Genomic DNA, 20,688 nt, shown 5'->3' with positions numbered 1-20,688 from the left:
AAATTAAAAAATCTTTTTTAGTGAAACTGAATCGAATATTCATCTTACAGGGTTTGCAAACCCATAAAAAGGGCTTTCTATAGGGGTTTTCATCAGGTTCTGACAAGTATTTAAATCACCCTAGCAAAGCGTTCTTTTAGTCTTGACCAAGACACATTAATCAAAAGCCCCACCATGACCAAGCCAGCGGCAAATAACTTCCAGGCTGGCAGGCCTTCCCCCAAATAGATCGCAGAAGCCCCCATTCCAAAGATGGGTACTAAGAGAGGCATCGGAGCTACAACTGCAGCTGGGTGTTTTGAGAGGAGCCAAGCCCAGGCTGCATAGCCAAATAGAGTGTTTGCCCAGGATTGCCAGAAGACCCCTAACCAGACCCCGAGTGGCGCTTGCTCTAGAACGAGGGTCAAGTGCTCCACTCCACCCTCAAAGACAGCCGATATCAGCAGTAAGGGAGGAACAGAAAATGCGCTGGCCCACACTACATAAGCAAATAATTGAGCTGGATTGCTAATACCTGCGTAGCGACCCACGGTATTGGCCGCACCCCAAGAAAAACCAGCGAATATCATGAGGGCTAAGCCCAGTAAGGTGGTGGTCGCATCGGTATGCAATGCAATCAGCAGTAAGCCAAGAATGGCCAACAATAGTGCGAACATTTGATAGCGACGCAAACGTTCTTTTGTCAGAAGCATCGCAAAGCCGATCGTAAAGAAGACTTGCACCTGAATGACCAGAGATGCTAAGCCTGGCGAGATTTGGCTATTGACTGCGTAATACACCACCCCGAACTGCCCTACTCCAATGAATAATCCATAGAGCGCTAGATTCCAGAGCGGGACTTTAGGCCTGGGAATGAATAAGGCCATCGGCAGGAAAGCAAAGGTGTAGCGCAGCGCAGCAAACAGAAATGGTGGCAAAACTGCCAAGCAATATTTCATGATCACGAAATTGGTACCCCAAATCGCGACGATCGCCAAGGCCACCAATAAGTGGGTAAATGGCAGGGTAGTTGTTTTGGTGTTTGACAAAAGTTTTAAGTAACCGCTCTTAACTTTGCTTACCAGCAATCAACTCGACCGCACGCTGCGCAATCATCATGGTGGGCGCCGCAGTATTTCCAGAGGTAATGGTCGGCATGGCAGAGGCATCAACCACCCGCAAGTGATGAATTCCTCTAACACGCAATTCTGAATCCAAGACTGCCATCGAATCATCAGTGCACCCCATCTTACAAGTGCCCACTGGATGAAAAATCGTCGTACCAATATCTCCTGCGGCTTTCACTAGATCAGCATCAGTTTGATATTGCATACCAGGCTTGTACTCTTCTGGTGAGTAAGGCGCTAAAGCGGGGCTTTGTACAATCTTTCTTGTGAGACGCAAAGACTCTGCTGCAATTTGGCGATCTTCATCAGTCGATAAGTAGTTAGGACTAATCACCGGTGGCGCATTAACGTCTAATGTGTTGATATGCACACTGCCTCGTGAGGTCGGACGTAAATTACAGACACTCGCTGTAAACGCATTAAAGCGATGCAATTGATCGCCAAACTTTTCCAGCGATAAAGGTTGAACGTGATATTCCACATTTGCCCGCTCTTGTGCTGGTGAGCTGTAGGCAAAGGCGCCCAGCTGAGATGGCGCCATTGACATCGGACCTGAACGTTTGAAGAGATACTCTAGACCGATCATGATCTTGCCAAACCAAGAGTGCACTTTGGTATTCAGGGTCGCAATCCCGTTAACTTTGTAGACCATTCTTAACTGCAAGTGATCTTGTAGATTCTCACCGACGCCGGGCAGATCACTCATTACCGGAACGCCCAATGGACTTAAACGCTCAGCGCTGCCAATGCCAGAGCGCTCTAAAATTTGTACGCTACCAATCGCACCGGCAGACAGCAAGACTTCGCCACCCCGCTCTATCGCACAATGGGCCTGTTGAGTATGACCGCCCTGAATATATTCAACACCAAGGCAATTTTTAGTAATGGGGTCAATGATCAGCTTACTGACTATCGCCTCAGTGACGACGGTCAGGTTAGGACGTTGCTGCGCATCTTTTAAAAATGCCTTGGCAGTATTCAGACGCCAACCTTTACGCTGGCTGACATCAAAGTAGCCCACGCCAAAGTTGTCACCCCGATTAAAGTCATCTGATGCCGGAATGCCGGCCTGAACTGCGGCTGCTTTGAAAATATCCATAATGGGCCAACGTAAACGCTGACGCGAAACCGTCCACTCACCACCTTTGCCATGCCATTGATTGGCTGGGCCGTGATAGTCCTCAAAGGATTTATAGCGACGCAGTGCCTCATCCCAAGACCATGATGCATCACCAGTAGCCTCAACCCAAGACTGATAGTCTGCAGCTTGACCACGCATATAGATCATGCCGTTAATGGAAGAGCAACCCCCTAAAACTTTGCCGCGAGGATATAAAAGCGAGCGGCCATTCAACCCTGCTTCCTTGCTAGTACGAAAACGCCAATCAGCCCTGGGGTTATCTATGCAATACAGATATCCCACCGGAATATGAATCCACACATAGTTGTCTTTTTTGCCAGCCTCAATCAAAAGAACCCGCTTTTGGGGCTCTTGGCTCAAGCGATTGGCCAGCATGCAGCCAGCGCTACCGGCGCCGATGATGATGTAGTCGTAGGAATTGGCTTGATTCATAGAAATGATTTTTTATATTTCTCTATTATTCACCATCATGAAAATATGGGTATGACCTGGTATTTTTGTTGATTTGATATACAATCACTAATGATCTAATATAAGATCATGGAAATACATTACAAACGGCCTTTTGCACAATTTATAAAGAAAGCCAGTAAAGCGCTTCAATTGGCCATAGAAGATCAGGTTTATGAAATTTGTAGGGCGCCAGCACTTGGCGTGCAAAAGTCAGGGGATTTAAAAGATTTTTTAATACATAAGTTTTACTTTAATCGTCAGGAATATTTGATAGCCTATCGCCATAGCAGAAAAACAGAAGCCATCGACATAGTTTGGATTGATTTTTATAAGGTGGGAAATCATGAAAATTTTTACATTGAGTTAAAGCGATTTATTCGCAAAGAAAAAGATTCGCATCATTAATACACATATGACAAAAGAGAATGTAAATGAGCATGCTATTAAGCGCTGAGGATATTTTTGACCAAGTGCAGCAAATGCCTACCAAGGAGCGCGTTAAATTTTTTGCACTCATTGCAACCAATGCCTTCCAAAAAGCTGACTTCTCACACGAAGAAGTATTTGGTCACTTAAAAAGCACTTCGTTCACGGCGGATGAAGCAGCGCAATATCTCGAAGTATCAATGCCCACCTTTCGTCGATATGTTCAGTCTGGCAAGCTAAAGCCCAAAAGCACTATTGGACGAAGTCAACTTTTTGCAAGCCCTGATCTGCGTAAGCTGAAAATGAGGCTGAAGTAAGGCTTAAAATACACACATGCACGTTAATGAAAAGAATCGCACCCCCAAACTAGAGGATCCTGACGACGGACCTAGTAAGTCTGAGCTCAAGCGCCAAATGACTGAGCGTCAGAAGCTCGCCGAGGTGTTGGCAGCCCTCAGTAGCGATGCTTTGCAATCGATCCCGATGGATGAGGCTATCAAAGATGCCATTGCCGAGACACCCAAGATCAAGAGCTTTGAAGGGATTCGCCGTCATAAGCAATACCTTGGCAAACTCATGCGCTTTTTGGATGAAGCTGAACTCGAGGCGATTCAAAAACGCTTAGATGCGATTCAAGGAGTCAGTAAAGCCGAGACCGCAAAGCTGCATCTGCTCGAAAACTATCGCGATCGACTTCTCGCTGATGACAATGCGCTCACCAAATTGATTGAGCAGTTTCCAGACATGGATATTCAGAATATGCGCACGCTGATTCGTAATGCCAGAAAAGAGCGTGAATCTAATAAACCCCCGAAATCCTATCGCGAGATCTTTCAGGCTCTCAAAGACTTAGGGCTTTAGTCTTCTAGCTCAGCTTCAAAGTGCGTGATGGTACTTCCACCCAGCGATACAAGTAATTAGCAGCAAGCCAACTCATAAATACCGAAATCAACATGAGGGCGATGGCCATCATTCCATCGTGACGCTGATCCATACCCCAAGCAATATAGAGAGTATTGGCCAATAAGATGAATGAGAAATGCAGCAAGAAGGCACAGTAGGATCGGCGACTACTCCATAAAATCGCATTGACGAGCTTATGGTATTTCATATGCTTGTGATCTTGGTAGGCGCGATCACCCCAAATAATCAAGGCTAAAGACACTACTAAAGCCAGAATATTGCGCATCCAAATTTGCTGAAAACTGGAAAGCACAATCACTGCCGTCACAATGCCTAAAAAGATTCTGGCTAAACGGTTGACCTTGGGATCGGTATCGTTTTTAGATAACTGAGCCAATATGCCTAAACCATACGGGCCCATGAAATAAATAAAGTAGTTCTCATAGGTGCCAAGACGATTGAAGTACAACAGGGATGCAACGCAGAAAATCGCCAGCATCCAAATCAGCGAACGAAAGCCGGGGAACATACCTAACATCAAAGCGAGAATGGCATAAAGCTGCCAATCAATCGCGACATACCAAACCCCAGCAGAAATTGAATCAAGGCCCAGAATGCCTTGCAAGAAGAAAAGGTGCGATAAAAATTGAGCCAGTGTTTCTGACTGACCGACAAACTCATCCTTGACCCAAAAGCGCGCCACCCATGCGCAAGCAATCGTCAGTAATAAAGCAATGACATAAGGTGCAAACAAACGCAGATAGCGATTGATAATGACTTTGAGAACTGCGTGAACAGTGCGCAACTTCTCTTGCTTAAGCAGTGATTGCGCTGCTAGATAGCCACCTATCACCAAAAAGATCTGCACTGCATAACGGCCATAGTTAAAGAGCCATGCCATGAGATTGGGCAAAACAGTGCGCGCATCTTCTGCAATCTGTCCGTAACTAGACAGATGGTGAAGAATGATTGTCAGGGCTGCAAAGGTCTTTAAAAAATCAACCAGCAGAAAGTGGGTTTTAGTCTGCAAGAAAAGTGCCGTCTCATGAATAACTCAGAAGACCGAGATCATAGCCTAGTTAGTAAGGCCCAAGAGGCGAATCCGCACTACTTTGATACAACTACTTTGATTTGGCCTTGCCCAGCAAAGAGCTCAGCAGTGGATTGCTGCTGGCGAGCTCTTTTTTGGTCTTGGCTTTTTCATTTGCTGCAGGTTTGGCAACCTTGCTCGCATTTTTCATGCGATGGGAGACCGCCAAACCAAGATTCTTATATAGATCTGTTTTCTTCATATCGATACTGTAATACTAAGCAAGAAATTCCTCGGCAATACATTAGCTTGCTGTGTGGGACTTGGCTGCAATACCGATAAAGAGTAAGGTCCAGCCCTGCAAGAGCAATTCAATGGCGATCAGCAAACCAGGCAACCAGAAACTCGAAGCGGGGAAGCTATTCATGATCAATACGCCCATCAAGATGGAAATGATGGCAGACAGAACCAACCAGAACCACTGACCAAAAGGACGGTGATGAAAGGCGGCGATCAAGCGTAGAAAACCGGTGATAAAGAAAATCGCTGCTAGCCACAAGGTAATGACTTCAAGCGCTGGGATTGGAAAGAGCCAAGTGTAAAGACCCGCAACGATATACAAAATGGCAAATATGATCTGAATTCCAACGCTTTTCCAACCGCTCGATTGAAATGCATGAATGGCTTGCAAAACGCCGCCAATAATTAAAAAGGCGCCCAATACATTAATCGTGACAAAAGAGAACATCACTTGACCAGCCACACCAATCATGCCCAGCGCAATAAACAAAATGCCTAAGGCAATTAGCATGCCAGGTGCTTTAGCAACAGCGCCTAGGACCTGTGTGCGCATCGCTGCAATCTGATCCATTGATAAACCGGTTGTTGTATTACTCATGCTCAATTCCCCCTTAAAGTTTTAATATGAAGTATTTCCATGCCCAACTGTATCAATAAAAGATGGCATTGCCCTGAAATTGGGTTTGCGCTAGCTATTGACGAGTATTTAAGGCTCTTCCCACTTAGTGTCTAAGAAAAACAGTATGCTTACCGTTCATTGTTGAGAAAGCACTATTGAATATGGATAACACCCTTACCATCGTCTTTGGCATTGTGGCCATTTTGCTACCCATCCTGGCAGGCCGTCTGGTTTGGAAGCGCTTTGATCAGTACTTTGGCGGAAACGATGAAGCTTATATGGATAGTTTGGAATACTTTCTAAAAAAAATTGGGTTGACTGCTTTAGTCGCGCTCATCGTGCTTTGGCTAGGTATGAGCTTGGTATTTAGCAATCAAGCTTAAATAAGAACTAAACGTGAAAGCCGTTCTTCTCAAGTCCAAATTGAACTTTGCGGTGCTAGCCAGCATCCTTTTATTCATCGTGATGGGTAAGAACGCTTACCCCGCTTTTACGCAAAGTGTTTTTATCAACGCCGATCAACTCGTCTCTGATCTGATTTTGGTCTTTGTGGCCATCACGCTTGGGGCCTTTATTGCGAACTTTGCCATTGTGGTTTTGGGCTGCCTTACTGCCTTCGTAGTGGCCAGTATCTTGGTTTACCAAGGGCTGGTTTTTCAATACCTTACTCAGGACTATTTAGTAGCCGTGTTGATTGTGGTCCTAGGCTTTGCAGCGATTGCCAATTTGTATAGGCAATACCAACATGGTCAATAAGTCAAAATACTGACTTGATAGCTTGCAGACGCCAATCACCTCCAGAAGCACTCTAAATTCTAAGTAGCAAATTGGGACATCGATTACCGATCTTTCAAGTCATTTATCACGTGACTAATCTGAGGTAGTTTGCTCTCAAGAAAGGCGTTGATCTGATCATCGCTAGCAGTCAATAGTGTCTTGTCCTCCACAGCACTTTTAGGGACAAAATAGCCAAGTATTACGTTGCGATCAAGTATTGCTATGGGCTGATTGCCTGCCTTAGCTATTAACTTATCAGGCTCTCTTAGCTCTGCGAGAGTGGCGGTTAATTTAGTTGGCAAAAATTCCATGGATCACCCTTTAATTCATTTAATAGCATCAAATTAAGTATGTCGATTCATTAAGCAGCAATTCGAAATACCCGAATTCTGGGTTCTATTTCTTCTTGTAGATTTCTCTTAGCCATTCGCATGTCGTACTCAGACTGCAAGTTCAACCAAAAGCGGGGCTCCATTGAAAAAAATAAGCCTAAGCGCAATGCTGTATCAGCAGTAATGGGGCGAGTGCCATGGATGATTTCGCTAATTCGACTTGGCGAGACATCAATATCGGCCGCTAGCTGACGGGAAGTAATACCCATTGGCTTCATAAAGTCTTCTAGCAAAATTTCGCCAGGATGAATTTCATCAAGTAATTTCGTTGTCATCATATCCTCAGTGGTAATCCACAATCTCTACATTGTGTGCTCCATCTTCCCTCCATACAAAACATATACGCCATTGATGATTAATTCGAATGCTGTACTGCCCCCTTCGATTTCCAATCAACAATTCCAACATATTCCCCGGCGGAGTTCGTAAGTCTGATATGGCTGTAGCAGCATGCAATTGCAATAACTTGCGTCTTGCCGCCCTCTCAATATTTCCGAACTTCTTGCTTGGCTTGCTATCAAATAAGTCCTTTGTTAGGCCGCATAAGAATGAATGGATCATGCGTTATGATATTCTGCATAACAGAATCTGTCAAATAGAACTTTTGTTATTTTTTTACCTTTTAGCGCCAAAAGAAATTTAGCGCCTAAGTCGCTTTATACCAATATAGGTATAACACCTGAATTTATGATTATTTGAAGAAATATCAAAAATCCCTGAAAATCAGTCCCTATGTATAAATACGACTATATCGACCAGACCTTGGTCAATGAGCGGGTTACCCAATTTAAAGACCAAGTACAGCGTCGTATCGATGGCTCTTTGCCCGAAGAAGAGTTTCGGCCGCTACGTCTACAAAACGGTCTGTATCACCAGCGCCATGCCTATATGCTGCGTGTAGCCATCCCTTATGGGCTGTTAAGTAGCGAACAGTTGCGCACCCTCGCCAACATCTCTGAAAAATATGACCGCGGCTATGGGCATTTCACGACCCGCCAGAACATTCAATTTAACTGGATCAAACTAGAAGAGACTCCAGCGATTTTGGCAGACCTAGCCAAAGTACAAATGCACGCGATTCAAACGTCGGGTAACTGTATTCGTAACATTACAAGCGATGCTTTTGCTGGTGTTGCTGCTGATGAATACGTCGATCCTCGCCCCGTTTGTGAATTACTGCGTCAATGGTCAACCCTGCATCCTGAATTTGCTTTTCTGCCGCGCAAGTTTAAGTTTGCTGTTTGTGGTGCCAAAGAGGATCGTACGATCCTCTTGTGTCACGATGTGGGTATTTCTCTCAAGAAAAATACCAACGGCGAACTTATTGCAGACATCTATGCTGGCGGTGGCATGGGTCGCACTCCGATCCTAGGCTCACTCATTAAAGAGAGCTTGCCCTGGAATGTCCTCCCGAGTTATTTAACGGCCCTACTGCGCGTCTATAACCGTTTTGGACGCCGGGACAATATCTACAAAGCCCGTATCAAGATCTTGGTTAAAGCCCTAGGCCCAGAAGAATTTGCTCGCCAAGTTGAAGGTGAATGGGCAAGCATTAAAGACGGGGATGACAATTTCCAGCAATCGGAATGGGATCGGGTTGCTAAGCACTTTACCAAGCCTGCTTACAAAACTGCAGAACAAATTAGTACAGAAGATCTCGTCCAAAGTGCTCTTGAGAATGAAAGAGCCGCTTTTGCAAGATGGTTAGAGCGCAACGTCAAAGCCCATCAGGTGCCGGGTTACGCCAGTGTGATTTTCTCTTTAAAGCCCCATGGCTCTGTAGCACCGGGAGATGCCACCACGGAACAAATGCTCGCGATTGCTGATTTGGCCGATCAATACAGTTTTAGTGAACTGCGCGTCACGCACGAGCAAAACTTGGTGCTCGCTGATGTTGAGCAAGCTAGGCTACTTGAGCTGTGGCACAAGGCTAAAGCACAAAATGTAGTGCTGCCCAATATTGGATTACTGACTGACATCATTGCTTGCCCTGGTGGTGACTTTTGCTCACTAGCCAATGCCAAGTCACTGCCCATTGCTAAGGCGATACAGGAGCGCTTTGATGATCTGGATTATTTGCACGATCTAGGCGAAATCTCACTCAATATCTCGGGTTGTATTAATTCGTGTGGTCACCATCACGTTGGCAATATTGGCGTACTGGGTGTCGATAAAGATGGGCAGGAGTGGTATCAGATTACTTTAGGTGGCGAGCAGGGTAATCATGCTGCTATCGGAAAAGTGATTGGCCCTTCTTTTGGTGCCGAGCAAATCCCTGATGTGATGGCTGACATCATTGATACCTTTGTGAAGCACCGTACTGCCGATGAGCCCTTCATTGAGACCTATCGCCGGCTTGGCGTAACGCCATTTAAAGAAGCGGCTTATTTAAATCGGTCTAAAGAGAGCTCTGCTGCAGGAGCAACGGCATGAGTGAACACGTGAGCCAAACCAATCGTGTGCTGAGCTACCCCAAAGGTGGGAAACCTGCCATCATTACCAATGAATGGCAAGTTTGGCATGGCGATGAAACAGAGCTAAGCAATCTGAATCCAAAGCAAAAAGTTTTAGTGCCTTTTAGCTGGTGGCTAATGCATGGTCAAGCTCAGGTAAAAGATTCCACCTCTGAATTAGCCAAACGGATTCAAGAAAAAACAATTGGGGTATGGTTTGCGGCAGATGACGATATTCTCAAACACCTTGACGTGATTGAAGCTGGAAAATCTATCTGGCCTTTAGTTGGAGCAGACTTTCCGGTCTTTCGGGATGGCAGAAGTTTTAGTACTGCTGCGCTCTTGCGTGAACGTTTTCATTGGACAGGAGAAATCCGCGCGATTGGGGATGTGCTAATTGATCAACTCATTTTAGGCGCACGCTCTGGCTTTGATAGCTTTGCATTGCGCGCCGATCAAAATACCGATGTTGCGCTCAAGCAATTTGATCTCTTTAGCGTAAGGACTCAGAACAGCTGGCGTGACTGTAGGAGTCAACTTAGCAATCAGCTAACTGAGGCTGTTTAAGGATGTCTGCATTGGGAACCGTTTATCTGGTTGGCGCTGGTCCTGGCGCAGCTGATCTGATTACTGTCAGAGGGGCTAAGCTTTTAGCTAAGGCTGATATGGTGTTTCATGATGCGCTCATTGATCCGGCTATGTTAGAACTGTGCCCTCAAGCTATTAAAGTAGCTGTTGGTAAACGCTGCGGTAAATTATCATCCGCTCAAGAATTTATTAACAAGCGCTTAGTGGACGCTGCACAAAAGTATCAAACGATTGTTCGCCTTAAAGGCGGCGACCCCATGCTCTTTGGCAGGGCCGATGAAGAAATCACTGCGCTATCTCATGCGGGCATCCCCTTTGAGATCGTGCCTGGTATTACCGCAGCTCTGGCAGGCGCAGCCAGCCTACAAAAATCGCTCACATTAAGGGGCGTTGCCAGAAGCGTGGCTTTTGTGACTCTGGCACAAGCTAGTGAAGATGGCAAGATCAATCAAGAGCAGCCGATTCAAAATCCAAGCGCTGATACCTTGGTCTATTACATGGGGCGCAAAGATGCCGCCCAAATTGCCCAGCAATTGCTTGAATCGAGCCCTAATCACCAGCGGGATACGCCAGTCCATATTTTGGAAGCAGTATCAACCAGCAAAGAGCGCCATTGGGAAAGTAATCTACTTGCACTAGCCCAAGGAAAAGCCGATCACTGGTTTGATCCCAGCTCGCCGGCACTCATTTTGATTGGCCAAGCGCTGCAGACAAATCAAAATGATCTAAAGAGCCCTAGCTCCAAAGTCGACGATGGCTTGCAAAACAGCCTCATCTTCCCCAACAGCAGGCGTCGCGCTTAAAGATACTTGCGGGTATTGATTGCGACATTCTTCTAGCAAGACTGGAAAGTCATTACGCAGGTGACCACCTTGCCCAAAGAACACTGGCACCACCACAATTTGGGTAGCTCCCCGAGCACTTAATGTTGCAATGGCTTGCGATAAGGATGGCTCCATCATCTCCAAAAATGCGAGCGCTACTGGAGTGGCAGGATGCTGCCCCTTCCATAGGCTAGCTAGGCGATCAAAGGGTTCACGCCACCGAATATCGCGGGCACCGTGGCCAAAGAGGATGATGGCTTTCATATATATTGTATTTTCAAGATAATTCTCTAAAGTGACACAAGCTTAACCCTAAACACTAAAAAGCGCGCACATGGCCAATCTTTTGAGTCAAACCTGGTTCATCCTCTTTCTTGGCATTGCTTTAATTGGCGCAGTACTCGGTGCCGTGCATCATGCCGAGGTAGTGGCTCATAAAACGGGTGAACCCTTTGGCACCTTAATTCTCGCACTCTGTATCACCGTTATTGAGACTTCATTAATTGTTTCTTTAATGATTGCTGGTCACGATGGCTCAGAAGTGATCGCCAGAGATGCAGTGTTTGCTACCATCATGATCATTATGAATGGTGTGATTGGCCTATGTATATTTATCGGAGGCTTAAGCCATTATGAATTGAGCTTTCGCAATGAAGGCACCAACTCTATGCTGGCAGTGCTGACTGCTCTAGCTACTTTTATCTTGGTAATACCCGTAGTCTCTGTCAGTGCGCCAGGCCCCACTTTTACTACCAGCCAATTGGCCTTTGCAGGCATTGCTACGCTAGCGCTGTATACCGCGTTTTTATTTTTCCAAACCGTATCGCACCGTGACTACTATCTGCCAAAGATACCAGATCGAAAAGTCGATCGCAATATTCATGCGCAAAAGCCCGGTAATCTTAAGACTGCGGCCAGCGGGATACTCTTATTTCTCTCACTCATTGCTGTGGTCGCATTAGCCAAATTACTCAGTCCCACTATTGAATCGGCTGTCAGCGCCGCAGGAGCGCCTAAAGCAGTTGTCGGTATCGCGATTGCAATGCTGGTTTTATTGCCAGAGAGTTTTGCGGCTCTGCGCGCAGCCAAAGCCAATCGCTTACAAAGCAGTTTGAATTTGGCGCTAGGGTCAGCGCTAGCCAGTATTGGCTTAACCATTCCGGCGGTAGCGGCTATTGCGATCTTCTTTGATCTGCCCTTAAGTCTGGGGATTAGCGGCCTGAATATGACCTTGATGTACCTGTCCCTCTTTATTGGAGCGCTCACCCTAGCCATTGGCAGAACGACTCTTTTGCAAGGGGTAGTGCACCTGATTATTTTCTGCGAGTACTTGTTTTTAAGTTTAGTGCCTTAATCTGGCGACCCAAAATCAACAAAGTAGCCATAAATTCATAAAACACTACTTTAAAATACTATAATTACCTCATGCTTGGATTAATAGCTGCCTTTCTCACTTCATTTTTTGCAACGCAATTCATTATTCGCTTTAAGCATCTACACCAGCACATTTCTGCTGACTCGAATCTCTCAGGTCCCCAGAAGTTTCATAAAGTAGCAGTACCCAGAATCGGCGGCATTAGTATTGCTTGCGGACTATTTGCCGCAGTCTTTACTAAGACAATCAGTCTTGGCTCTGGTCATCAAGGAATCATCCTCTTGATTTGTGCCATCCCGACTTTTGCCATTGGTTTGACTGAAGATCTGACCAAGAAAATTAGTGTAAGACAGCGCTTATTTTTTACTGCCGCATCTGCTGCCTGCTTTATTTATGCATTAGGCCCACAAATTACTTTATTAGATATTCCATTTTTTGATTTGCTTTTTACAATTCCATTTTTTGGAACGCTGCTGACGATTTTTGCCATCACAGGGCTTGCAAATGCGTACAACATCATTGATGGTTTTAACGGGCTATCGAGCATGGTTGGCATCATCACCCTTCTAGCCCTGGCCTATGTTGCCTATCTCTTAGGTGATATCACTATTATTTTTCTAAGCCTAATCATGGCTGGAGCCATTCTAGGATTTTTTATCTGGAATTATCCACAAGGCCTCATCTTCCTCGGTGATGGTGGCGCCTATTTAATTGGATTTTGGATCGGAGCGCTCAGTATTTGGCTATGCTTTGCACATCCAGAAGTATCGCCCTGGTTTGCTTTGCTCATTAATGGCTATCCCATCATGGAGACTCTCTTTACGATCTACCGAAGAAGAATTCATCAAAATTCAAATCCAGGAGAGCCCGATGGGATTCACTTTCACACCCTGATCTTCCGCAGAATTTTGCAAGCCCGGTATTTTGATAGCGCCCTCTCAGCCAATGCCAGAACCGCGCCTTATTTATGGATTCTGGCTGGGCTCTCCATTGCACCAGCATTATTGTGGTGGCAATCTACCCCAATCTTGATAGGAGCGTGTGCGTTTTTTGCCATTGGCTATGTTTGGCTCTATTCCAAAATTGTGCGATTTAAGACCCCAAGCTGGATGCATCTGTAAGCTGAAATTGGTGCTCGATAGTTACGCATAGCGGGCCTAAATAAGTTTCTTAACTATTCTTTCTTACCACCAGTAAAGGTAGAGTTGGATACAACTGTATTCCCACCTCTTCCTAATGGACCACCATCACCCCCACTAACGCGAATGCCATGTCCTGTACCAGCTTCAACCTGAGCATTATGAATATACAAGTCGCCTCCGTTGTTATCGCCAGCCTTAAAATGCAAATGAGATTTTTGCTCGTATATAGGTGTTAGTGCACTGATGATCTCATCGGGAGATGCATTAAAAGGAAGATGTCGAATGACTTCCTGCACCTCAGGACTCTCAAATTCTACTTGATTTGTAAGGAAGTAATCTCTCACCTTAATTCCTAAATCAGTTAAATCTAAGGCTAACTTTAGACCCTCTATAACTTGCAACCAATCCATAATTTTCTTTCAAAGTTATCAATAAAAACATGAGTGCAAATTACTAAGCCATTTCAGAAGAAATTAGCCTAAAGTCGCAATCATCTCTATTTTTGGCGCAACTGTTCTTACCAGTTTCTCAACTCCATGCCCGGGATTCGATCTCTTTTGCGAAACAAGCAATCCCAATTTCTCCAAGAGTCCAATGTCCTTAGTAATGGCAGAGCGTTCACGATGCAACTTGACCGTTAGTTGGGTAATCGTTTTAGGCTCATCCATCACCTCTAACATCAGGCGCCTACGCGCTTCTGAGAGGACCATGAACATCTCTTGAGGATCTTCAAATGAGAAAGTGGCTGACTTCTTAAATGATTCACCACGATCTGCTTTTTGCGCAGCTTTGCGCGCGCGATCGAAAAAGCTCTCAATCTTATCAGTGCGAATAATTACTTTAGTCATTTTTTCACCTTTTTTAATCCTTTAACGATGTGCTGCCACTCTTCTTGAAACTGTTCTAGAGTTTGCTCATAACTTTCAAATTCAACAGGGGCTACTTTGCCCATATAGTGCCTGTGGTGATAATCATGTGCATTATCAAATCCCAACACCCGCCCGTTATCTTTCTGACAAATCAGTGGATTGATATAAGCCAGGTTGTATCTTGTTACTATCGTCTTACCATCTTGAACATACCCCCAAACTTCGAAGCTTAAAATTCCGCCGCCCTTATTTGCCTTTAACTTAAACGTCTCCCTCTCCAACTGGGATTCGATCTTGGGCTTGGATTTTTTAATCATTACGAACAGTTTATCAGATATGTCCTGAAATTGCATACCTGAATTTTTAAAGGGTGATACATTGAGTTAGCGAGCTTAAGTCTATTAGGTCAACGGTTCCAATTGGCTGTAGCTGCCCTATTCATTTGTATCGAGTCAATGGCTGCTAACCTTGCAACCTGAACGGATAGTCTAAGCCGGTTTTTACCACTTCTTGTTTTATATTTTTAAGCTATTGCTTGAGTGCCTGGAATTTTTGGATGCACTCCATGATGTGATGCATTAAGTAAGTTCACTCATCTATAAACTTCACGACGATTTCCAATCTCGATCACTAAGACCATCATCTGTCCGTCTACGATATTGCAGATCACTCTAATATCGCCCACTCTGTACCGCCAATATTCACCTATCTTGGGGCCTTTTAAATTTTTACCCAAAGAACGTGGGTCATTCAATACCGCAACGCGCTCATCCATGTAATCTAGTACGCGTAATGCAGTTTGCTTATCTAATTTTTTGAGCTGCTTACTTGAAGACTCTGTGTACTTAATGATCCAGGCCAAGATCTTTCCTTACCTGGGTAGCATCTAATAGTTTTTCGCTGCCTCTGCGCACCCGCTCCATTACCGCATCTGCCAAATAGAAATCTTCAAGGTCATCCAACCCACCCTCGATCAACTCACGCAAATAATACGATTTAGCCCTACCAGTTTGTGCAGCTAGTTGATCTAATCTTTGCTCAATCTCTGGATCAAGCCGAATTGAAACAGCCATGATTTTTCTCCTAAAGTACCAATTCTGTCATTGTATCACATGTCATACAAAAAATACATGTATTTATTTAAGTTATAGACATGGCATTAGCGGGCTCTTTTCCTGCCAGGACATCAAAAAGCTGGGTAGTTCGTTTTGCAAAATGGGTGTTTAGTCAGCATCAACCAAACACCCATCCTGACTGATTTACTACTACTTGCTACTGACTTCTCTTTACCTCCATTGACTTCTGCCCAGAATCAGTCTTTTGAGGCACGCGCTCTTGAGGGACCACCTCCAATACAGGATTAGCAGCACTTTCTAACTGGGCTGCTATCTGCTGTTGATTTTTCATCAGCAGCTCATGTTGATCTAACGCCGCCAATGCAGAAAACCCCTTGAGCATCCGATTTTGCAGGTTGGTCGCATAACGCTGCGACTTATCCATATCAATCGCTTGCTCCATTTGCTCTACCCGTAGCCCATCAATAATTGTCTGATAGCGAGCAGGTGCTTGGGCCCAAATAAAATGAAACTCCCAGTTTTCTTTGAGCTCATTGAGAAGCGTAGCGAGGTTCAGCGTTACTGCCGACTGTTTATAGCGCTGGCCCAAAGTCATTAAAAATGAGGCGCCCTCTTTTTGGCCTTGCATGACATATCCAAATAATGCTGGATAGGTGTCCTTCACCCTGGCCGCCAGCTGATCAGAAAAGCGTGCTTTAAAGTCGGCTGTCTCATCATAAATGCGAGCCACTTTTACTGCACGCTGCTTTTCTGACTCACCGTCTTCCAGGAAAAACCAATCGGGTAGTGCGTGCGCGATTTTTTCAGAAAGGCCAGCGCGCTCACAAAATTCGTATGCAATCGTCGTCGATTGCATGAGGCCTTCGATTTTCTTGCGCTCAATGAACATCATGCGCTCCATACCGAGTTGACATTGCTCAATGCTACGCAAGAGCATCTGGCGACTGGGGTCTTTTGCGCCCCACTGCTTGGCCATGGCCCCAAACTGCTGCTGCTTTTCATCGATATTTTCCCAGTGTAAATAGCCTTGGACAAAGATCGAATCCTTGCGCGCATTTTGTGAAGATACTGCCTTACCATCCACTGTTTTAGGTCCTGTGGCTTGACCTTTTATATGATCACTCATATCTAATCTCCTATTTAAGAAGTTAATTGGAGATTAGATAATCGAGCCTATATAGAGCGCCATACCCCCCGGCATAGAGCATGTTTTGGAATTATTTTGAAATAACCTACTACTTTTTTACTTCACCCTCATTTACATCAAAATACGCCAGGCTTTTAGCCCGAAAAGACTGGAACTCTTCGAGGTGATCTTCAATTTTTCCAATGCCCAATAAATAAAAAATCTGCTCAGCAAACGCCACAAACTTGGTTGCAGGATAATCCTTGTTATTAATAGCTGGCACTTCTTCAAAAGCTAAATGCCAAGAGCGAAATAACTCCGCAATTAAAAGATTGCGGAGCATGGTTTCGTCGCGCTGACCTTTAGGCAAATCTGTACCAAAACCATCGCGTGTGGGGCGTGAACCTTTATGCAAAAAATAGGGGCGCTTTAGATTTTCTTCAATTTGCTGAAATGCTGCTGACAAGATTGTCTCAATCTTGGCGGTATTTTGAGGAAACCTGGCACCAGCAACAGCCTTACTTAACTGCGTGTAAGTTTGGGCTGTGGGGGATTTCATGGCGAAGGGTTTTTAAGTCGTACCCCAGGGCGATCATCGGGGGTGCCAACGAATTCGATGCCGGATTGCTCAAAGGTTTTTTGTACAGCTTCAAATGTTTTGATATTTCCGCTTGGAATGCCATCGGAAGCCTCTAGTCTCATTAACGCAGAAATTCCAACACCGGAACGATCAGAAAGAACCTGACGCGACCAATCCAGCAAGGCTCTTGCACCGCGGATTTGAGCACTTGTAATCAAATTAATTATATCCTATAATGAATTATATTAGTTCTTTATAGAACTAATTATTTATAATATTGAACAAAAGAGGTTCAAAATATGCTTATCAACCAAGATTTTGCACAATCCGAGCCCAAAAGTCCAGTCAAAAGAAGGTTGGAACTGGTAGGCAATTTCAACCAAGTCTCGGGAAAAGAGATCGCAGTCTCAGACTTAGATCGAGCGACCAAGCTTCTTCAAGAAACCATCATAAAAATTGAGGGCGCCTATGCACCGGCTACGATTCGCGCTTATCGCGCTGACTTTAATGATTTCATTCGCTTTTGTGATACCAGACATGCAAACGCTTTACCTGCAGAGCCCAATTTAGTCGTGCAATATATAAGTCAATTAACTGGAAGCAGCAGATCTTCAGCGAGTATTCGTAGGGCATTGTGTGGGCTATCTGCCATACATAAACTCAATCGTTTTGATGATCCCACCAAAGATCCAGATGTGGCTTTAGAGATGCGCAGGATGCATCGCAAGTTGGGGCGCTCCTCTAGCCAGGCGGGCAGCATCAATGCAAACACCTTGGAAAAATTATTATTAGCTACCGATGATTCTATTAGAGGTATTCGAGATCGCACCTTATTGCTAGTAGCCTATGACACCTTATGCAGACGTAGTGAATTAGTCTCGCTGCAAGTCAAGGATGTCAAATTCAACATTAAGAATGGTATTGAAACATCATCCATTCTCCTGAGAAAAAGCAAGACTGATCAAGACTCTACTGGGAAGTGGCTACACCTAAGTCAAAGAGCCCATCTAGCATTGGTGGAGTGGGTGAAAGAGCTTCCTGAAGGACAGGAAATGTTATTTTGCGGACTAAACCGAGCGCTAGATTTCAGTGCCAATATTGGAGCTGGTCAGATTAATCGAATCTATAAGAGAATTGCAAGAAAAGCTGGATTAAGTGAGTTGGAGATTAAGGGGATAAGTGGTCACTCGATGCGAGTAGGCGCAGCTCAAGATTTACTCAATTCTGGAGCAAGCATGCCAATCATCATGCAGCGCGGGAGATGGTCAAAGACTGATACGGTTATGAGATACGTGGAGAATGGAAATCCCATGGCATAAGCCTATCTGCATAAAAATTAAATAGAACTAATTTATAAAATCACTATTCAGAATAAAAAACCTGTTCGTTTTTATGGTCTTCAATAAACTCGAAGCGAACCGTCTTTTCAATTGCATCCATCAAAGGAACGGGCGGAATGAAACCAGTTGACTCTATAGCGGACTCATATACTGAATTTGCGCAAAACTTTTTAACTCTAATTGCGCTAATAGGAAATTTTTTACCAGTAATTTTTGCTACCACATCAAAACTGGATCCAATTAAAAGACCAAAAGAGAATGGAAGTCTTAATTTAATAGCAGCGGGCCTACCTAATAATTTATTTACATGGGCAACAAGCGTATTCATAGTGAAATCAGGCTTATCAATATAGTTATAGATGTGTACGCCTGGTTTGAAGTCCAATGAATACTCCAAGAATGCCGCAACATTCTCAACGTAGGCCATTGACTTTCGGTTTAAGCCATCACCAACCATTACAAATTTACCGGAAGCAATTTGTCTGAGTAAGTTAAAGACATTACCCCTATTTCTTTCGCCGAATACAACCGTTGGCCGAATGATGATTAATGCACGCTCATTGGGAAGCTCAGCTTGCCAAGCTTTAAAAACAAGCTCTGCTTCATATTTAGTTCTACCATATTCATTAAAAGGTGCCACCGCGCCAGACTCATCGATGCCAATAGGAGCAAAGCCATAAACCGCAACCGAACTAGTAAATATGATTGTATTTATCCCTTTTTCCTTTGCTACCGTACAAATATTTTTTGCGCCACCGACATTAACGTCTTCATAAAGTTTTAACTCGCTAACATCATCTCGATGTTCAGCGGCCAAGTGCACAATTACAGAATTTTTTGACATACATTGACGCAGCTGATCAAGGGATCTTATGTCAGCAAGGGAGGCTATATCTGGAAAAGATTTACTAGGGGCCTTGTCAATGATTTTTACATCAAATTTAGGGCGAGATTTCAACCTTTTAACAAATCGGGTCCCAATAAACCCACTTCCGCCAATTAAGTCAACTAACATATACTGCCCTCTAATAACTTATCTCTAGAATAATTCGCCCAATACTACTAACTGCGTAAATTTTCGCCATAATGTAAATGCCGAACAATACGGGCTGTCACTTTGTCGTTGAAGACCAGCTCTGTACGCCAACAGGCGTAAAGTTAAAATTAATGACCTGGCCAGAATTGTTTGACAACCTACGTATTAGCGCCAATCGCTTATACGGCGGCACAAAAAACATAAAGAATCCTCCTCCACCAGCTCCAGAAATTTTACCCGCAAGCGCTCCAGCCTCAATAGCGCCCTCATAAATAAGATCTAGCCCCTCATTACTAACGGAAGGAGCCAACTGCTTCTTAGCCTCCCAAGACTTGCGCATAATCTGAGCATATCCATACAAATCACCGCGTAGTATCGCCTCTTTCATTAGCAGTGCATCCTTCTTAAGGGAAAACATTGCGGCTAGCGATGATGAAGATTTTTCCTTAGAGCTATCAATTTGCTGCTCTATGATTTTTGCAGATTCACGAGACTGTCCGGTGTAAAAAAGTACTGTGGAAGCCTCAAGTTCATTACAAACCCAATCTTTGATACGCAAGGGATTAACTAGGACCCTGTCTGAGCCCGGGCCAAACTCAATAAAGTTAAAACCACCAAAAGCAGCTGCATATTGATCCTGCTTGCCACCGGACAAAGAGAGTTCCTCGCGCTCAATTTTAAAAGCTAGATGCGCGATATCGTATTCACCGAGGCCCAGTCCCAACCACTCAGAAAAGACTTGCACTATGCAAACCACCATAGTAGATGAAGTTCCTAAACCCGACCCTGCCGGCGCATCAGCAAATGTGGTTAATTTAAATGAAAGTGGTTTTCCACCGTTGAATTCGCGAATAATATGATTGTAAATTCCTCGATGTAATCGCAGAGGTTCTGCATCTGGTATGGCTGAAATCAGACTAAACTCCAAATATTCTTCTCTATCCTCTGCTGCAAATATTATTTTGCCGTCAGAGCAAGGCTCTAGCATTGCATGAGCATAAAGATTAATTGTCGCATTTAGAACGAAGCCGCCTTCGGAATCGCTAAATGGACTAACATCAGTACCCCCTCCAGCCAGGCCAAGTCTTAGGGGCGCTCTAGCACGATAGATCACACTCATTATTTATCCAAG

30 protein-coding genes are annotated in these 20,688 nt (G+C 44.5%); 11 read left to right on the top strand and 19 right to left on the bottom strand.

Annotation, left to right across the window (positions count from 1 at the left end):
* Nucleotides 1-110 precede the first annotated feature (110 nt).
* On the bottom strand, nt 111-1,004 hold the full coding sequence (locus tag AOC06_RS01915) for an EamA family transporter (protein ID WP_215381696.1): 894 nt from the start codon (nt 1,002-1,004) through the stop codon (nt 111-113).
* A gap of 43 nt (nt 1,005-1,047) precedes the next feature.
* Complete coding sequence (locus tag AOC06_RS01910; protein WP_215380774.1) at nt 1,048-2,679, bottom strand: GMC family oxidoreductase; 1,632 nt, start codon at nt 2,677-2,679, stop codon at nt 1,048-1,050.
* 108 nt (nt 2,680-2,787) lie between these two features.
* Here AOC06_RS01910 and AOC06_RS01905 point away from each other — a divergent pair, with 108 nt between their 5' ends.
* From AOC06_RS01905 to yjgA, 3 genes are read left to right on the top strand one after another with little or no spacing between them, the layout of a single operon-like run.
* Nucleotides 2,788-3,105: a type II toxin-antitoxin system RelE/ParE family toxin gene (locus tag AOC06_RS01905; protein WP_215380772.1), complete on the top strand. Its 318-nt coding sequence runs from the start codon at nt 2,788-2,790 to the stop codon at nt 3,103-3,105.
* A gap of 26 nt (nt 3,106-3,131) precedes the next feature.
* Nucleotides 3,132-3,443, top strand: coding sequence for a helix-turn-helix domain-containing protein (locus AOC06_RS01900; protein WP_255880001.1), 312 nt, complete (start codon nt 3,132-3,134; stop codon nt 3,441-3,443).
* Nucleotides 3,444-3,459: 16 nt separating this feature from the next.
* Nucleotides 3,460-3,987 (top strand): ribosome biogenesis factor YjgA, encoded by a 528-nt coding sequence (yjgA, locus tag AOC06_RS01895; protein WP_112208855.1) that lies wholly within the window; start codon nt 3,460-3,462, stop codon nt 3,985-3,987.
* A 4-nt stretch (nt 3,988-3,991) separates the two neighbouring features.
* On the opposite strand, the gene AOC06_RS01890 is transcribed toward yjgA, so the two are convergent.
* From AOC06_RS01890 to AOC06_RS01880, 3 genes are all read right to left on the bottom strand, one after another.
* A complete protein-coding gene (locus AOC06_RS01890; protein WP_112294891.1) occupies nt 3,992-5,059 on the bottom strand; it encodes an acyltransferase family protein in 1,068 nt (355 codons plus the stop codon).
* Between the two features lie 91 nt (nt 5,060-5,150).
* On the bottom strand, nt 5,151-5,321 hold the full coding sequence (locus AOC06_RS01885; RefSeq protein WP_158525168.1) for a hypothetical protein: 171 nt from the start codon (nt 5,319-5,321) through the stop codon (nt 5,151-5,153).
* A 42-nt stretch (nt 5,322-5,363) separates the two neighbouring features.
* A complete protein-coding gene (locus AOC06_RS01880) occupies nt 5,364-5,957 on the bottom strand; it encodes an HdeD family acid-resistance protein (protein WP_112203130.1) in 594 nt (197 codons plus the stop codon).
* 182 nt (nt 5,958-6,139) lie between these two features.
* On the opposite strand from AOC06_RS01880, the gene AOC06_RS01875 reads away from it, so the two are divergent.
* Entirely contained in the window at nt 6,140-6,361 is a 222-nt protein-coding gene (locus tag AOC06_RS01875; protein WP_215380769.1) for a hypothetical protein, read from the top strand.
* Between the two features lie 13 nt (nt 6,362-6,374).
* Complete coding sequence (locus AOC06_RS01870) at nt 6,375-6,734, top strand: hypothetical protein (protein WP_112294892.1); 360 nt, start codon at nt 6,375-6,377, stop codon at nt 6,732-6,734.
* 83 nt (nt 6,735-6,817) lie between these two features.
* Here the strand turns inward: AOC06_RS01870 and AOC06_RS01865 are convergent, their stop codons facing one another.
* From AOC06_RS01865 to AOC06_RS01855, 3 genes are read right to left on the bottom strand one after another with little or no spacing between them, the layout of a single operon-like run.
* Nucleotides 6,818-7,066, bottom strand: coding sequence for a prevent-host-death family protein (locus AOC06_RS01865; RefSeq protein WP_112203124.1), 249 nt, complete (start codon nt 7,064-7,066; stop codon nt 6,818-6,820).
* Between the two features lie 50 nt (nt 7,067-7,116).
* On the bottom strand, nt 7,117-7,422 hold the full coding sequence (locus tag AOC06_RS01860; RefSeq protein ID WP_215272412.1) for a HigA family addiction module antitoxin: 306 nt from the start codon (nt 7,420-7,422) through the stop codon (nt 7,117-7,119).
* A gap of 7 nt (nt 7,423-7,429) precedes the next feature.
* Nucleotides 7,430-7,708, bottom strand: a complete 279-nt coding sequence (locus tag AOC06_RS01855; protein WP_112203122.1) for a type II toxin-antitoxin system RelE/ParE family toxin — start codon at nt 7,706-7,708, stop codon at nt 7,430-7,432.
* Nucleotides 7,709-7,879: 171 nt separating this feature from the next.
* Here AOC06_RS01855 and AOC06_RS01850 point away from each other — a divergent pair, with 171 nt between their 5' ends.
* From AOC06_RS01850 to cobA, 3 genes are read left to right on the top strand one after another with little or no spacing between them, the layout of a single operon-like run.
* A complete protein-coding gene (locus tag AOC06_RS01850; RefSeq protein ID WP_215380767.1) occupies nt 7,880-9,580 on the top strand; it encodes a nitrite/sulfite reductase in 1,701 nt (566 codons plus the stop codon).
* Nucleotides 9,577-10,167 carry a DUF934 domain-containing protein gene (locus tag AOC06_RS01845; RefSeq protein ID WP_215366349.1) on the top strand — a complete coding sequence of 197 codons (591 nt, stop codon included), beginning with the start codon at nt 9,577-9,579 and terminating at the stop codon, nt 10,165-10,167. The genes AOC06_RS01850 and AOC06_RS01845 overlap by 4 nt, the downstream gene beginning before the upstream one ends.
* A 2-nt stretch (nt 10,168-10,169) precedes the next feature.
* Nucleotides 10,170-10,991: a uroporphyrinogen-III C-methyltransferase gene (gene cobA / locus AOC06_RS01840; protein ID WP_305120691.1), complete on the top strand. Its 822-nt coding sequence runs from the start codon at nt 10,170-10,172 to the stop codon at nt 10,989-10,991.
* On the opposite strand, the gene AOC06_RS01835 is transcribed toward cobA, so the two are convergent.
* Nucleotides 10,914-11,276, bottom strand: a complete 363-nt coding sequence (locus tag AOC06_RS01835; RefSeq protein ID WP_215284471.1) for a sirohydrochlorin chelatase — start codon at nt 11,274-11,276, stop codon at nt 10,914-10,916. The two genes, cobA and AOC06_RS01835, sit on opposite strands and share 78 nt — an antisense overlap.
* A gap of 70 nt (nt 11,277-11,346) precedes the next feature.
* On the opposite strand from AOC06_RS01835, the gene AOC06_RS01830 reads away from it, so the two are divergent.
* Entirely contained in the window at nt 11,347-12,366 is a 1,020-nt protein-coding gene (locus AOC06_RS01830) for a calcium:cation antiporter (RefSeq protein ID WP_112294897.1), read from the top strand.
* 71 nt (nt 12,367-12,437) lie between these two features.
* A complete protein-coding gene (locus AOC06_RS01825; protein WP_215380765.1) occupies nt 12,438-13,508 on the top strand; it encodes an MraY family glycosyltransferase in 1,071 nt (356 codons plus the stop codon).
* A 53-nt stretch (nt 13,509-13,561) separates the two neighbouring features.
* Here AOC06_RS01825 and AOC06_RS01820 read toward each other — a convergent pair whose 3' ends face one another.
* The 8 genes from AOC06_RS01820 to AOC06_RS01785 all read right to left on the bottom strand — a co-directional run bounded on the left by AOC06_RS01820 (nt 13,562) and on the right by AOC06_RS01785 (nt 17,398).
* Nucleotides 13,562-13,939: an HAD family hydrolase gene (locus AOC06_RS01820; RefSeq protein ID WP_112294899.1), complete on the bottom strand. Its 378-nt coding sequence runs from the start codon at nt 13,937-13,939 to the stop codon at nt 13,562-13,564.
* 63 nt (nt 13,940-14,002) lie between these two features.
* Nucleotides 14,003-14,377, bottom strand: coding sequence for an HVO_A0114 family putative DNA-binding protein (locus tag AOC06_RS01815; protein ID WP_215380763.1), 375 nt, complete (start codon nt 14,375-14,377; stop codon nt 14,003-14,005).
* On the bottom strand, nt 14,374-14,715 hold the full coding sequence (locus AOC06_RS01810) for a toxin-antitoxin system TumE family protein (RefSeq protein ID WP_206603336.1): 342 nt from the start codon (nt 14,713-14,715) through the stop codon (nt 14,374-14,376). Before AOC06_RS01810 ends, AOC06_RS01815 begins: the two co-directional genes overlap by 4 nt.
* A 275-nt stretch (nt 14,716-14,990) precedes the next feature.
* Nucleotides 14,991-15,260, bottom strand: a complete 270-nt coding sequence (locus AOC06_RS01805; protein WP_215380761.1) for a type II toxin-antitoxin system RelE family toxin — start codon at nt 15,258-15,260, stop codon at nt 14,991-14,993.
* A complete protein-coding gene (gene relB / locus AOC06_RS01800) occupies nt 15,244-15,471 on the bottom strand; it encodes a type II toxin-antitoxin system RelB family antitoxin (protein ID WP_215380759.1) in 228 nt (75 codons plus the stop codon). Before relB ends, AOC06_RS01805 begins: the two co-directional genes overlap by 17 nt.
* Nucleotides 15,472-15,670: 199 nt before the next feature.
* The gene (locus AOC06_RS01795; protein WP_215380757.1) at nt 15,671-16,600 is read right to left on the bottom strand and encodes a hypothetical protein; all 930 of its coding nucleotides are present in this window, start codon (nt 16,598-16,600) and stop codon (nt 15,671-15,673) included.
* Nucleotides 16,601-16,709: 109 nt separating this feature from the next.
* Nucleotides 16,710-17,159 (bottom strand): hypothetical protein, encoded by a 450-nt coding sequence (locus tag AOC06_RS01790; RefSeq protein ID WP_215380754.1) that lies wholly within the window; start codon nt 17,157-17,159, stop codon nt 16,710-16,712.
* The gene (locus AOC06_RS01785; protein WP_215380751.1) at nt 17,156-17,398 is read right to left on the bottom strand and encodes a helix-turn-helix domain-containing protein; all 243 of its coding nucleotides are present in this window, start codon (nt 17,396-17,398) and stop codon (nt 17,156-17,158) included. The genes AOC06_RS01790 and AOC06_RS01785 overlap by 4 nt, the downstream gene beginning before the upstream one ends.
* 81 nt (nt 17,399-17,479) lie before the next feature.
* Here AOC06_RS01785 and AOC06_RS01780 point away from each other — a divergent pair, with 81 nt between their 5' ends.
* Nucleotides 17,480-18,499: a tyrosine-type recombinase/integrase gene (locus AOC06_RS01780; protein WP_215380748.1), complete on the top strand. Its 1,020-nt coding sequence runs from the start codon at nt 17,480-17,482 to the stop codon at nt 18,497-18,499.
* A 43-nt stretch (nt 18,500-18,542) separates the two neighbouring features.
* Here the strand turns inward: AOC06_RS01780 and AOC06_RS01775 are convergent, their stop codons facing one another.
* Together AOC06_RS01775 and AOC06_RS01770 are read right to left on the bottom strand one after the other, a co-directional pair.
* Complete coding sequence (locus AOC06_RS01775; protein WP_215380745.1) at nt 18,543-19,535, bottom strand: NAD-dependent epimerase/dehydratase family protein; 993 nt, start codon at nt 19,533-19,535, stop codon at nt 18,543-18,545.
* A gap of 97 nt (nt 19,536-19,632) precedes the next feature.
* Nucleotides 19,633-20,676 carry a GHMP family kinase ATP-binding protein gene (locus AOC06_RS01770; RefSeq protein ID WP_215380742.1) on the bottom strand — a complete coding sequence of 348 codons (1,044 nt, stop codon included), beginning with the start codon at nt 20,674-20,676 and terminating at the stop codon, nt 19,633-19,635.
* Nucleotides 20,677-20,688: the final 12 nt, after the last annotated feature.

It is taken from the genome of Polynucleobacter paludilacus (genome assembly GCF_018687595.1).
Lineage (GTDB): Bacteria > Pseudomonadota > Gammaproteobacteria > Burkholderiales > Burkholderiaceae > Polynucleobacter > Polynucleobacter paludilacus.
Note: the sequence above shows the minus strand (reverse complement) of the source record. Positions and strands in the feature narration are given on the sequence as shown.